This is a genomic window from Neptuniibacter sp. PT8_73 (assembly GCF_047778045.1).
Classification (GTDB): domain Bacteria; phylum Pseudomonadota; class Gammaproteobacteria; order Pseudomonadales; family Balneatricaceae; genus Neptuniibacter.
The window spans coordinates 840,054-853,967 of record NZ_CP180545.1; the positions used below are offsets into that span (position 1 = coordinate 840,054).

Annotated in this window: 10 protein-coding genes; 6 read left to right on the forward strand and 4 right to left on the reverse strand. The window is 42.3% G+C overall.

Going from position 1 to position 13,914, the window contains the following annotated elements; translation table 11 throughout:
- The gene (locus ACMXYN_RS03695; protein ID WP_415893548.1) at nucleotides 1–1,767 is read right to left on the reverse strand and encodes an SLC13 family permease; all 1,767 of its coding nucleotides are present in this window, start codon (nucleotides 1,765–1,767) and stop codon (nucleotides 1–3) included.
- A 963-nt stretch (nucleotides 1,768–2,730) separates the two neighbouring features.
- On the opposite strand from ACMXYN_RS03695, the gene cysD reads away from it, so the two are divergent.
- The 4 genes from cysD (at nucleotide 2,731) to ACMXYN_RS03715 (ending at nucleotide 7,302) form a co-directional block, all read left to right on the forward strand.
- Entirely contained in the window at nucleotides 2,731–3,630 is a 900-nt protein-coding gene (cysD, locus tag ACMXYN_RS03700) for a sulfate adenylyltransferase subunit CysD (protein WP_415894462.1), read from the forward strand.
- Nucleotides 3,630–5,534: a sulfate adenylyltransferase subunit CysN gene (cysN, locus tag ACMXYN_RS03705; RefSeq protein WP_415893549.1), complete on the forward strand. Its 1,905-nt coding sequence runs from the start codon at nucleotides 3,630–3,632 to the stop codon at nucleotides 5,532–5,534. Before cysD ends, cysN begins: the two co-directional genes overlap by 1 nt.
- Before the next feature lie 402 nt (nucleotides 5,535–5,936).
- The gene (locus ACMXYN_RS03710; protein WP_415893550.1) at nucleotides 5,937–6,386 is read left to right on the forward strand and encodes an REP-associated tyrosine transposase; all 450 of its coding nucleotides are present in this window, start codon (nucleotides 5,937–5,939) and stop codon (nucleotides 6,384–6,386) included.
- 295 nt (nucleotides 6,387–6,681) lie between these two features.
- Entirely contained in the window at nucleotides 6,682–7,302 is a 621-nt protein-coding gene (locus tag ACMXYN_RS03715) for an SH3 domain-containing protein (RefSeq protein ID WP_415893551.1), read from the forward strand.
- Nucleotides 7,303–7,881: 579 nt separating this feature from the next.
- Here the strand turns inward: ACMXYN_RS03715 and ACMXYN_RS03720 are convergent.
- The 3 genes from ACMXYN_RS03720 to galU form a co-directional block, all read right to left on the reverse strand.
- Complete coding sequence (locus ACMXYN_RS03720; RefSeq protein WP_415893552.1) at nucleotides 7,882–9,150, reverse strand: nucleotide sugar dehydrogenase; 1,269 nt, start codon at nucleotides 9,148–9,150, stop codon at nucleotides 7,882–7,884.
- Complete coding sequence (gene pgi, locus ACMXYN_RS03725; RefSeq protein ID WP_415893553.1) at nucleotides 9,147–10,787, reverse strand: glucose-6-phosphate isomerase; 1,641 nt, start codon at nucleotides 10,785–10,787, stop codon at nucleotides 9,147–9,149. The genes ACMXYN_RS03720 and pgi overlap by 4 nt, the downstream gene beginning before the upstream one ends.
- A gap of 209 nt (nucleotides 10,788–10,996) precedes the next feature.
- Entirely contained in the window at nucleotides 10,997–11,887 is an 891-nt protein-coding gene (galU, locus tag ACMXYN_RS03730) for a UTP--glucose-1-phosphate uridylyltransferase GalU (protein ID WP_415893554.1), read from the reverse strand.
- 233 nt (nucleotides 11,888–12,120) lie between these two features.
- On the opposite strand from galU, the gene ACMXYN_RS03735 reads away from it, so the two are divergent.
- Both ACMXYN_RS03735 and ACMXYN_RS03740 read left to right on the forward strand, forming a co-directional pair.
- Nucleotides 12,121–13,323 carry an outer membrane beta-barrel protein gene (locus ACMXYN_RS03735; RefSeq protein ID WP_415893555.1) on the forward strand — a complete coding sequence of 401 codons (1,203 nt, stop codon included), beginning with the start codon at nucleotides 12,121–12,123 and terminating at the stop codon, nucleotides 13,321–13,323.
- Between the two features lie 38 nt (nucleotides 13,324–13,361).
- On the forward strand, nucleotides 13,362–13,886 hold the full coding sequence (locus tag ACMXYN_RS03740; RefSeq protein WP_415893556.1) for a polysaccharide biosynthesis/export family protein: 525 nt from the start codon (nucleotides 13,362–13,364) through the stop codon (nucleotides 13,884–13,886).
- Nucleotides 13,887–13,914 lie beyond the last annotated feature (28 nt).

Genomic DNA, 13,914 nt, shown 5'->3' on the forward strand with positions numbered 1-13,914 from the left:
CTAAAAATGCCAGATAAGAGGAATTAGTGTTATACAGCATACAGCCGTGATAAAGCTCATCGGCAGACCGATTTTTAGATAGTCTTTGCTGTGGTAGCCGCCAGGGCCCATGACCATAAGGTTTGTCTGATAGCCAATAGGGGTAATAAAGCTTGCCGAGGCTGCGAACATAATTGCGATCACAAACGGCAAATAGTTAACCCCTAATTGCTCTGCTACTGATATTGCTATAGGAAACATCAGAATGGCTGCAGCGTTGTTTGTGATTAGCTCAGTAAATATGACCGTTAGTAGGTATAGAAGTGCTAACACTATCCATGGGGATAAATCGTTACTAAATAGTAGGCTGCTGGCGATTGCGTCGGCTGCACCTGTTTTTGTCATAGCTGCGCCAAGTGAGAATGAAGCAGCTATGACGGTTATAACCGTAAAATCGATATTCCTTCGGGCTTTGATGATCGAAACACATTGGGTTGCAACCATAGCCCCAGCTGCCAAGAAAGCACTTTCTAGAATACTTAGGAGACCACTGGCGCTTAAAAAAATCATAGCCATAAGGATCAGAAGTGCGGTTGGCGCTTTATTAAATACTGGCGGCGTTGAGTCGTTGATTGCACTGACTAATAAAAAGTCTCTTCGGGAACGGTACTGGCCAATAAAGTCTTGGCTTGTTTCCAGCAGAAGAGTGTCGCCCACTTGTAGGCGGATATCGCCAATTTTTCCATCAATACGTTGGCCGTTTCTGGATACAGACAAAATGGCTGCCTGGAAACGAGTTCGGAAGCGAGAATCTTTAATAGATTGGTCTAAGCCAGCAAACTCTGGGCCTATAACGGCTTCTACTAAGCATCTTTCATGATGGGTAATCTGAAGCATTTCTACGTCGCCATTTGCTGGGATGAGTCCTCGGAAATGGCGGATTTCTCGGGCGCACTCGGGAGCGCCTACAAAGACAAGCTCGTCCCCTGCAAGAAGTTCAGTATCTGGAGATACGGCAGTAATGATGCGGGATTGTCTATAGATCTCAACTAAGTAGCCATAGGTTAAATTTCGTAAACCGGCTTCTTCTATTGTTTGGTTAGCCAGAGGACTATTTTCTTCAACAATTACATTTACGCTGTATTCGCGTACTAGATCTAATTGTTCAACGGCACCTTGGCGATTAGGCAGTAATTTATCACCAATAAGGTAGAGGAACCCCCCACCTAGAATGACAAGTGGTAATCCTACCCAAGTTAGGGAAAACATACTTAATGAGTGGTCTTTGGTGGATTGTAGTAGACCATCAATTACTAGGTTTGTGCTGGTACCTATAAGAGTACATGTACCTCCAAGAATTGCCGCATAACTTAATGGTAGAAGCAATTTTGAGGCAGAGATCCCTTTTCGCTTTGACCAGTCTTGGATTGACGGGATAAACATCGCGACTACGGCCGTGTTGTTCATAAAAGCACTGAGAATGGATGAGGGTATAAATACCTTCAGCGTAGCCTTGGGTATGGTTTTGGGATTGCCAAGTATTCGACCAGCTATCCACTGAATAGCACCTGTTTCTTTTAGGCCTGCGGCTACAACATATAAGACCGCAATCGTCATTACCCCAGGATTTGCAAAGCCGTACAGAGCCTCTTCCGGCGTTAAAATGCCAGTAATAATTAAGAAGCATAATGCAGCCATAAGGATGATGTCTGATGCTAAGCGTGTACCAACGAGTGCGCCTAATACCAGAATCACCGTAGCGATTGTTAGGTAAGCTTCATATTCCATTATGCTGAGATTCTACCCGGATATTCGTGTGGAGATGTTGATGTGCATTTGGGGACATAAATAGTTTTATATCTGCCTTGATAGACTATCTTGTTATACGTACCATTACAACTGATTAAAACTTGAGCTTGCGCTATGAGTGGCAAAGATCGATCTTCAAAAACAGCTGAGATGTTGCGAAAAAAAGCTGTCTTGATGAGGTTGCAAAAGCAAACGCTAGAGCAAATTCATACAGAGACAGGTCTTAGCCATCCTACCATTATTTCGGCCTATAAAAAATTCTTAGAGGGCGGTTGGAAGGCAGTTTTATCAAAAGATAGCGGTAGACCTATAGGTATTAAAGGTCTGAAAAATCATACTCTTGATGAGGCGTTTCATCATTTGTTGTCACAGTCCTTTTTTGAGGCAGATCTTGATGGGCGAAAAGAGTATTGGAATACAGAAAAAGTAAAACAGTGGTTTGATAAATCTTTAAAAGAACCATTGTCTTTAAAGTCTGTGCGTAGATACCTCAGCGAGTTTGGCCTTGTGGAAGAGATGAAAATTGAGGTATCTCGAGAGTTTGTTTCAACTCGGTCTTCTTTTTCTAAAAGGGTGCCTGTTTTTGTCGCAGGTCTGCGCGATATAGTTGTAGAGAATAAGCGTTATTATCAGCTGTACTTAACTGACCTCCGTAATAGTAGCCAATGGGTTCATTTTTCATATAAGCCCACTGCTAAAGAAGTTATTGAGTTTTTGGATCGGTTATTAGGTTTGGTAAAGCAGGCCGTGATTGTTAGTCGCTTTCTTTTTATAGAAAAGCATGGCGAGTTTCGTGATTGGTTGGATTCGCGAAATAAGCAAATAGAATTTTTTTCCTATCTGGATGTTGTTACTCCAAATAACCTGAATCAGATAGGGTGCGAGACTTTAAATGTTCAAAAGAGTGATTCTTTTAGGAAGAAAGAGCTTTCAGGAGAAAATATGCCATTAACACATCTACAACGTCTGGAAGCTGAAAGCATTCAGATAATGAGGGAGGTTGTCGCAGAGACTGAAAATCCTGTGATGTTGTATTCGATAGGGAAAGATAGTGCTGTGATGTTGCATATAGCGATGAAAGCTTTTTATCCATCGCTTCCTCCATTCCCTCTGTTGCATGTCGATACGACTTGGAAGTTTCAGGATATGTACGCATTCAGGGATAAAATGGTTAAAGATCTTGGTTTGGAGTTGCTGACTTATACAAATCCAGAGGGCTTAGAAAAGGGGATTAACCCTTTTACACACGGTTCTGCTATCCATACCGATATTATGAAAACTGAAGCCTTAAAACAGGCTTTGGATAAGCATGGTTTTGATGCTGCCTTTGGTGGTGCCCGCCGAGATGAGGAAAAATCTCGTGCGAAAGAGCGGATTTTCTCTTTCCGTACAGGAGATCACCGTTGGGACCCCAAAAACCAGCGACCTGAGATATGGAAGCAATATAACGCCAAGAAACATAAGGGCGAGTCTATCCGAGTCTTTCCAATCTCTAACTGGACTGAGTTAGATATTTGGCAATACATTCATTTGGAAGGGATCCCTATTGTGCCGTTGTATTATTCTGCTGAGCGCCCTGTGGTTGAGCGTGATGGATCTCTTATTATGGTTGATGATGAGCGTATGCCATTGAATGAAGGCGAGGTGCCAATGATGAAGCATGTGCGCTTTAGGACATTGGGTTGTTATCCGCTAACGGGAGCTGTTGAGTCTAGAGCAACAACTTTACCTGAAATTATTCAGGAGATGTTATTGACCAAAACCTCTGAAAGGCAGGGGCGAGTAATTGATCATGATTCTGCTGCGTCTATGGAAAAGAAAAAGCAAGAGGGATACTTCTAATGGCACATGTATCAGATCTAATTGAGAGTGACATTTCTCAGTATCTCAAAGAGCATGAGCATAAAAGTCTTTTGCGCTTTATTACTTGCGGTAGCGTTGATGATGGCAAAAGCACGTTAATCGGTCGCTTGTTATATGAATCTAAAATGCTCTTTGAAGACCAGTTGGCTGCGGTCGAATCTGATTCGAAAAAGTACGGCACACAAGGAGAGTCTATCGACTTTGCGCTATTGGTTGATGGGTTAGCAGCGGAGCGAGAGCAGGGAATTACTATCGATGTTGCTTATCGATTTTTCTCTACTGATAAGCGTAAATTTATTGTTGCTGACACTCCCGGTCACGAACAATATACCCGCAATATGGTAACCGGCGCATCAACAGCTGATGTCGCAATTGTTATGGTGGATGCGCGTAAGGGAGTACTTACGCAAACTCGTCGTCATAGTTATTTAGTTTCTTTGATTGGTATTCGACACATTGTTGTTGCTATCAATAAAATGGATTTGGTTGAGTATTCTCAATCTGTTTTTCAAAAAATTGTTGAAGAGTATCAGTCGTTTGCAAAAGAAGTAGGTATCGATAAAGTCACTTTTATCCCAATGTCGGCTTTCAAGGGGGATAACGTTACTGCACCAAGTAAGAATATGGAGTGGTATCGAGGCACTACGTTAATGGGCTATCTTGAATCTGTTGAAGTGGATATTGAGAGAGCCGAACGAGCGCCATTTAGAATGGCTGTTCAGTGGGTTAATCGACCTAATTTGGATTTCCGTGGCTTTTCGGGGCAGATCTCAAGTGGTGTAGTCCAGCCAGGTGATAAGGTCCGCGTGCTTCCTTCGGGTAAAGAAAGCAAGATTTCTAAGATTGTTGCTCTAGATGGTGATCTTGATCGTGCGGTTGCAGGCCAGTCTGTCACGTTAACGCTAGACGATGAGGTGGATATCTCGCGAGGTGACTTGCTAGTAGAGTCTGCAAATCCTGCATCTGTAGCTAAGCAATTTGAAACGACGATTGTTTGGATGAATGACGAGCCCTTACTGGCAGGGCGTACTTATCTGATCAAGGTTGGTACGCAAACCTGTTCGGCTACCATCACTGATATTAAATATCAGGTGAATGTAAATACGATGGAGCATACTGCGGCTAAAGGGCTTGAGCTCAATGCTATCGGTGTTTGTACGATTAGCTTAGATAGAGATATAGCTTTTGATTCATACAAAGAAAATCAGGATACGGGAAGTTTTATCCTAATTGATCGTCTGAGCAATGGTACCGTGGGGGCGGGGATGATTAATTTTGCCCTGCGTCGAAGCCATAATATTACCATGCAGCATGTAGATGTTGATAAGGCAGGACGTGCGGATCTGAAGCATCAAAAACCTTGTATATTGTGGTTGACCGGTCTGTCAGGATCGGGTAAATCCACTATTGCTAATCTGGTAGAGCAACAACTCTTTGCTATGGGACGACATACCTACCTACTGGATGGTGATAATGTGCGTCATGGCTTAAATAAAGATCTTGGTTTTACTGATGGTGATAGGGTGGAAAATGTCCGCCGTATCGCGGAAGTGTCAAAGCTGATGCTCGATGCAGGTTTGATTGTCTTGACTGCATTTATATCACCGTTCCGTTCCGAGCGACGTATGGCTCGTGAATTGGTTGGTGAGGGTGAGTTTATTGAAGTCTTTATCAATACTCCGCTTGATGTAGCCGAACAACGAGATGTAAAAGGGCTGTATAAAAAAGCGCGAAAAGGTGAACTTAAAAACTTCACTGGTATCGATTCTCCATATGAAGCACCAGAGAATCCTGAGTGTGATCTACGCACAGCTGGGTTCAGTGCTGAAGAGTGTGCTGATCAGGTTGTGCAGTATCTTAAGGATAATGGTTACTTAGGCTAATCAAATCTTTATTTTAAAGGGCCTTCTTTCTGTTTAGTTAAGGTTAACTAGATAGATTTAGGGCCTTTTTATTGGGTGAATGATTGAGTTTCTATATTAAGCTCGATCATTGGGGATAAAGTTTACTGAGTTTAATAGGGTTTATAGCCTTAGTGAATTTAGTACCGAACAGAGTTATCAATCCCTATTGTTCAAGGCTGGTGCTCTGTAAGAATGCATTCTCCACCGATATTTTTTTCGAGGCGGGCACCCAAGGGGTATAGCAAACGTCTCTCTTACGGGGTTGCTGCTTTAAAGGGGCGCATCTTGCGGTGATATGTTTTTCGAGGCGGGACGCCTCTCCCACAGGTTTGGTGCTTTGTAGGAGGCGCATCTAGCGGCGAAACTAAAGGAGATTTACTGATGAAGAAAGGGAATTCTTCAAGTTTAAGAAAAGGCCGCATCTCTGAAGAGGGAAGAATATATTTGGTTACCTTTTCTACAGCTAAAAGGCAAAAGGTCTTTACGGACTTATACTTGGCGCGGATAGTTGTTAACAGCCTGAAATTTCAAGCTAAGCGGTGTGATACCCTTGCTTATGTGTTTATGCCTGACCATGTCCATTGGCTCGTTCAGCTAAATTCAACTGGGCTTTCAACGATTGTCCATTCAGTTAAATCTTATTCTGCAAAGGCGATTAATACTTATACTGGGAGCACAGGTGCTCTTTGGCAAAATGGCTTCCATGATCATGCACTACGAGATGAAGAATATTTAGTTGATCTTGCAAGGTATGTAGTATCAAACCCTATTAGAGCTGGTCTAGCGAGTAAGGTAGGAGATTATTCCCATTGGGATGCGGTTTGGATCTAGTTGAACCCCGAAGGGGGGAAGGGCACCGACGTCCATGTCGGCTCCTTATCTTCCCTGATCAGATAGCAGAGGCCTTGGTCCTTCAAGGCGTAAGTCGTCCTTGACCACTCTGCTGATAAATATATTAAGTTTATCGGTTGGGTAAATATATAAGAAAAATTCCTAATTTGATTTTCGGGTGAGGTGCTTAACCAATATGTTGTTGGGAGTTATTCCACTTATATTAGGTTTTTGCGTCTTTAAGTATCGATCGATACAATTCTAGAAATAATTAACCCACGGATAGGTTTTTACTGTGCGAAGTTCTCTTCTTTGCTTACTGCTTTTATTGTCTACATCTGTTTCCGCTGTCGAATATTTGGTTGTGACAAATGATAGCGTCAGGGTTCGTGAACAACCCGGTTTAACTGGTCGTAGTATGCTGATGCTTAATAAAGGGCATTTAGTCATCAAAATGGAAGAACAAGGTGATTGGACGCGTATCTATTTTACTGGTAAAGAGGAAAAGACTGGAAAAACTGAAGGTTGGATGCATAGCTCTTTTTTGAAAGAAGAAGAGGAGTTGTTGAAGCAGGCTGTGCCTGAAAAGTTAAAATTAGAGGTGATTGCTGCTGAATTAGCCTGTGAAAAAATCATGGGGGCTGAAATAATTCAGGGTTGTGATTTGCATTTTCAGTATGAGTTGCTTCAACAAACTGACTTTAAAGGGATTAAAGTGAGCTGTAGTGCTGAGTTGGTGGCAAAAACACGCAGTGGGGATTTGATTCCTGTTCCTGTGAATCAAACGCTGGATCATTCAGTGGTTGAACAGTCTGATACATACTCTATGCATATTCTTATGAAAGCAGATGTCTCATATGAGTTAGAGCAAGTGAACTTAGAAGGTAGTCGGTGTCAGCTTGTAGGGTACCTATAGGTTTATTTGCTCGCAGGGTGAGCTCCTATAACGGTAATTCTGTAGGAGTTATTATTCTCTTAGCTTACTCTGGTGGAGACGTTTCTTTCGTTGTTTTTAGCGGTATTTTAGTGAGTGCAAAGCATAGAATCATTGCAAAGATAACTCCGCTAGCATTAGCGAGAGCATCCCACACAGAAAAGTGGCGTAGGGGGCGAAGTATTTCTTGGAAATACTCCAACGAATAGGACAGTAGCAAACACACGCTCCAATAGATTAAGTTTGGAACTTGGTAAAGAGCGAATCTCCCAAGAAAGGAAACAACTAAGAATGCGATAAAGTGCCCTACTTTATCTGAGTCTTCGAATAGCCTTTCTGGAGGAGTGCTTCTAAAAATGCCATATAAAAGTGCGGTTAGGGCTAGGATGAATAATACCCTGACTGGAGTTTTGTATTTTTTAATAAAGGCGCTATTCAATTTTGTTTCTCTACGCTTTAGACGTTCAAGGCTCTTGATGGCTTCTCTAAATTATTTTTAGGCTATCAATGAGTTGTTTGGGAGAGGGAGGAAGTTCCTCCCCCGAAGAAAGGTAGAGGCTATTATCTACCTACACCGTAATACGTAAATCCTAAGCTTTGAACAAGCTCTTTATCGAATATGTTTCTACCATCAATGATTAGAGGCTGATTCATTTTATTTAGCATTTCATCGTAGTCAGGAGACCAGTATTCGGGCCAGTCGGTGAGCAATAGAAGTCCATCACTGCCTTTAAGAGCATCATAAGCGTTTTCGCTGTATGTGATGCTCGGGTCGTCAAAGTGTTCTCGGATGTTGCCCATAGCTTCGGGATCGTGTAGCTGTATATGACAACCTTGTGCTAGCAACGTGTCAATTACCTTTAGGCTTGGAGCATTATCTATACTGGCGGTGCCTGATTTGAATGAGAGCCCCCAAAGCGTAATTGTTTTTCCTTCCAAGTCACACGAGTAATGGCGCCATAATTTTCGGAAAGGCTGTTCTTTTTGTTTTTCATTTTCAGTCAAAACGGTGTCTAGTAGCTTTGAATTTCTGGCTTCTGTCAGCAAATCTGATAGCGCTTCGATATATTGCTGAAAATGCAAACCGCCAAAACCGCAGCCCGGGTGAAGATAGTGGGGGCCAATACGCGGATCAGTGATCATTGCTTCTCGGATCACCTCAATATCTACATCTAACTGATCAGCCAGATTGGCAAGCTCATTTATGTAGCCTAGCCGTAACGCTAGCATGCCGGTATTCGCAAATTTTGTGAACTCGGCTTCTTTGCTGGACATGATCATCCACTGTTTAGTCGCTTTGCTGAACGGGCGCATTAACGATTTGATATTTAGCAATGCCCAGTCGTTTGTGCAGCCAAGAATTATTGTCTGTGGCGATTTGTAATCTTCTAAAGCAGACCCCTCTGCCAGCATATCAGGGATATAGCTGATGACTTGATTGTTTGTTTCATCTAGTAAATTTTGTAATTTGTCCGAACTACCTACGCCAAAATTAGACTGATTTATGATCAGGAGATTCGACGGGTATTGGTTGCTTAGACGAGTAATTAATCGTTCTGCGGTTTTAAACTGATCTGGGTTGAGGGCAAGAATGTGATTCGACGCATGACTTAACCCTTCTGTACCCGAACCTATTTTCAGTCGACCATTTTCTTTTGTTTCGGCGATAAGTGGTTCAAGGTTGGGTTCATTGCTTACCTTGAACTCTAGATCTTGCTCGTCTGGAAATTCGTGCTCATTCGGAACAAGTAGAATATGATTTCCGCTTTCTGCTAGTGCTGCTGCAGAGGTCCAAGCTAGGAGTTCGTTACCCCAAATGGTGATCTTCAATGTGGTTCTCCCTTGGATGCAATGCGATTAAGTAAGCCATTTGTTGAGCTGTCAAAGTTTGGTTTGTCGCCATTGAAATCAAAGGCATCTAATAAAGATGTGGCTACTTTTTTTCCTAGTTCTACACCCCATTGGTCAAATGGGTTTATGTTCCAGATTACAGACTGAACGAAAACCTTGTGTTCATAGAGGGCGATCAACTGACCGAATGTAAAAGGGGTAAGCTCATCTAGCATAATTGTTGTGCAAGGTTGGTCGCCTTTATAACGCTTATATGCTGGAGCAGTCTCGGCGCCTTCAAGTACTGAGTCACCAAGTGCCAGAATTCTGGATTGTGCGAGACAGTTTGCTAAATTGAGTTGGTGCTGGTGTTGTAATTCTGAGTTGTCAGTATCGTGATACCTGCGAGCTGAAACAATAAAGTCGCACATAACTGCTTCAGTTCCTTGATGTAGTAGCTGATAAAATGCATGTTGTGCGTTTGTACCTACTTCACCCCACAGGATTGGGCAGGTTTTATGGTTAACTCTATCTCCTTGTCTATCTACCGATTTTCCATTGCTTTCCATTTCTAACTGTTCTAAATAAGCGGGGATATGGCTCAATCGTCCATCATAAGGCAGGATTGCATGGGCGTTTATGTTAAGGAAATTAATATTCCATATGCCTATCATGGCAAGAAGTACTGGAAGGTTTTGCTCGAATGGCGCAGCTTTAAAGTGTTCGTCCATTTCGTGTGCGCCGGCTAGTAGCTCTTTAAATCCAGACATTCCTAGCTTTAATGCAATTGGAAGGCCGATGGTTGACCACATTGAATATCGACCACCAGTCCAATCCCAAAATTCAAGTTGATTGCTTTTAGGAATGCCCCATTCCAGTACTTTTTCAGGGTTTGCAGATACGCCGATGAAATGCCGTGCAACTAGGGTTGCTTCAGTTCCTGAATTGCTTGATTGCTTTAGCCATTCTTTAGCTGTTTGTGCGTTAGCTAAAGTATCTATAGTTGTGAATGATTTGGATGAAATGATAAAAAGGGTTCGAGCGGGATTTAGCTGGTCAAGCAGATCCGCTAGCTGACTGCCATCCATAGATGAGACAAAATAGACTTTAAGTTTACGAGCAATCTCGGGGCTATTTTCTGAGAGGGCTTTGCAGGCCATAAAAGGACCTAAATCGGAGCCGCCTACACCAATGTTCACCACTGTATCAATTGAATGCCCTGTATAACCTCGCCATTGACCAGAATGAATTCTTTCAACGATTTTCTCCATTCGAGCCAGGTTGTCATGAACCTCAGTAACAATATTCTTGCCGGCTAAAGGTATAGAAAAATTAGCAGGGGATCGAAGTGCTGTGTGTAAGGCGGGCCTATTTTCAGAGTCGTTTATATGATCTCCTTGGAATAGTTTTTTGATCCAAGTAGAAAGCTGTTTTTCCTCAGTTAATTCTTTGAGTAAGGTAATAGTCTCTGATGTGATCTTTTGCTTAGAGAGGTCAAGCAGCAGTTCTTTCTGTTCAAAAGTGAATTGGCTGAAGCGATCAGGTTCCTGTTTGAACAGTGTGCTTATATGTGAATGGGACATATCAGTAGCATGGGACTTTAAACTGGTCCATGCCGTGGATGCGGTTGATGACATCAGTGTTCCTTATTTGAGCAAATCGCTAATCCTGTATTTTACCTGCTCTTTTTGTGCTGGGTAAAATAGATCCTTGGATATCTCTGATACAGCTAGAGTTATCTTTTTGAGGTAAATGCTTCCGATTTGTAGTGCATCGAGTCGGTTGTTTGATAGGAGGTGCATCAGGTGTGTAGTTCTTGAAGCAAGATGCATCTCCTGTGTTTCGTTTATAGGCTAAGTTCTTTTATAAAGTCCTTTAGGCTATTAGCTGTTTCCGGATGTTGAAGACCGTAAGCAACATTTGCTTGCAAGTAGCCAGCTTTATTCCCGCAGTCGTAAGTTTTCCCGCTCATGTGGAATGCTTGCAGTTTACCTTCTTTAAGGTAGTCAGCCATTGCGTCTGTTAGTTGGATTTCTCCACCTGCACCAGGCTTAGTGTCCTTCAATAGCTCCATTATGCGAGCAGGGAGTATGTAGCGGCCATTGATTGTGAGGTTTGAAGGTGCTTCATCAATTGGTGGTTTCTCTACCATGCGAGAAATATCCGCGGATTGTCCGGCAGAAATATCAATGCCTGAACAATCAACTACACCGTAGCGGTCGACATGTTCCATAGGAACTGGCTCAACCATGATTTGGCCGCAACCTGTATTTTTATATGTATCTACCATCGCCGATAGGTCGGCTTGCGGCAGACCGTGGCAATTAATAAGCATATCTGGGAGTAAAACCGCGAAGTCTTCATTCCCTATAATTGGTGCAGCGCAAAGAACGGCGTGACCTAAGCCTAGAGCTTTGTGTTGACGAACAGCACTGATGGAAACATCCGATGGAATAATGTTTTGGACTGATTCTAGGATGGCTGTTTTTCCTTTACGCTCTAATTCGGCTTCGAGTTCGTAATGGCAATCGAAGTGATCTTCTATAGAGGCTTTACCAGAGCGTGTAACCAAGACGATATCTTTAATTCCAGCTGCTATAGCCTCTTCAATAACGTGTTGTATCACAGGTTTATCTACAACGGGCATCATCTCTTTAGGAATTGCTTTACTTGCTGGGAGTACTCGTGTGCCTAGGCCCGCTACTGGGATTACAGCTTTGGTTACTTGATTTGACATCCTTTTGTGTTTCCTCTGAGTGTTAATTCCATGGTTGCCGAATAGTAACATGGGTTTGTTACACTAATTAATACTATTTAGTTGGGAGTTGCTACTCTTTTTTGCAGGTGCGAATGCGAGATTTACGGCAGGATTGTGTGTTAGAATGATCGAAATTTATCCATCAGTCTAGTGGCTTTGTGAATAGCAAGAGTTCTGAGATGGATAGTGGAAAAGGATAGGGATGATATTCCATGGAAAATTTGGCTCGCAAGAATCGCTTTATTGGTTGTACATTTACTCTCTTGGCTAGCTATATGGCGGCTACCCCTTCTTTTGCTATTGATCCTGCTCCAGCAAAACTAGGGCCTCTTCAGGTTATTCCTCAGCTTAATGTCCAAGTCGGACATGATGATAATATTTATTCCACTGACTCAAACAAAGTGGATTCAGTTATTACTGTGGTTAACCCTTCTGTTCAAGCTGTTTTGGAAAAAGGCTTGAATGTTTATAGTCTGAACTATGCGTTAAAACATGGGAATTATGAAAATGATTCGGCAGATAACTATACCGATCATGATTTATCTGCTCAGGCTTATTTAGATTTTAATATTCGTAATCGACTAGAGCTGTTAGCTAGATATCTTAAGGCTCATGAAGAGCGAGGTTCAGGCCTTAATCAGGGTGCTAATGCCACAGCAAATGATGCACCGATTGAATATGATGTTACCACGTTGTCAGCTAAGTATGGTTTTGGTGCGCTGGAAGCTAAAGGTCGAATAGAGGTGGCGGCAGAGTTAAGCGATCGAGAATATAGTAATTTTCGTAGTCAAACCGCTGCGAAAGATCGAAAAAATTCTAAAGTTACAGGTACATTCTATTACCGTGTAATGCCTAAAACATCGTTGCTGTTTGAGATTGAGCATGAAGAGATTGATTATGATCTTGCTTCTGTAACTTTAGATAGCTCAGAAACTGAATATCTCGTGGGTGCAACATGGGATGCAACGGCAAAAACCACGGGGATCTTCAAAGTAGGTTATGCCGAAAAAGATTTCGATTCTGCGTCTCGAGAAGATGATGATGGCATTAGCTGGGAGTTAGCCGTAAATTGGGCGCCAAAAACATATTCCGTTGTTAGTTTTGTAACAAGTAGAGAAGAAGAAGAAACGGATGGCACTGGTAACTACATTGATACTACCAGTTGGAATTTGGGTTGGGAGCACGACTGGGGTAACCGTATTCTTTCGCGAGTTAGCTATGGTCAGTCGGATAGCGATTACGTGTCCAGTAGTCGTTCTGATGAATCGGAAAATTATGGTGTAGGTGTTACCTATCAGTTACAGCGCTGGTTGGATCTAGGGCTTGATTATTCTTATTCTGATCGGACTTCGAATCAGAGTGGGCTTGATTACGACAAAAATGCTGTTTATTTCTCAGTACAGGGTTCCCTGTAAGTTTGTTCTGAGCTGTTGTCCTAAGAGGTTTTGCAAACGTGTATAAATTTTTAGCCTGTGCATTACTTGTGCTTTGGTCTGCATTTGGTAAGGCAAGTGATCTATCTGATTATCCCTTGGGAGCGGGTGATCTTTTGAATATTACGGTATTCGGAGAAGATGATTTAAGTTTAGAAGTGCGTTTGAGTGATGCAGGTACAATTTCATATCCTTTTCTGGGTGAAATTAACACTAATGGCTTGAGTACTGGTGAATTAAGTGAAGTTATTCGTTCTCAGTTGGCTGATGGTTATTTGGTAAACCCTAGTGTCAATGTTGCAGTTATTGAATACCGTCAATTTTTTATTTATGGGCAGGTTGAAGATCCAGGGGCTTATCCTTATCAGCCAGGTCTGACGCTTCAAAAAGCAGTTGCCCTTGCGGGTGGTTTTACAGAGCGAGCTTCTTCTGACAAGTTCTTTGTGGTTACGGAAGAGCAAGCAGATAAAGAGCCGATAAAAATTGATATTAATCACCCTGTTAGTCCTGGTGATACTGTCACTATTGAAGAAAGTTTCTTTTAACTCCTCTTTTGAATTATTCAAACGGATT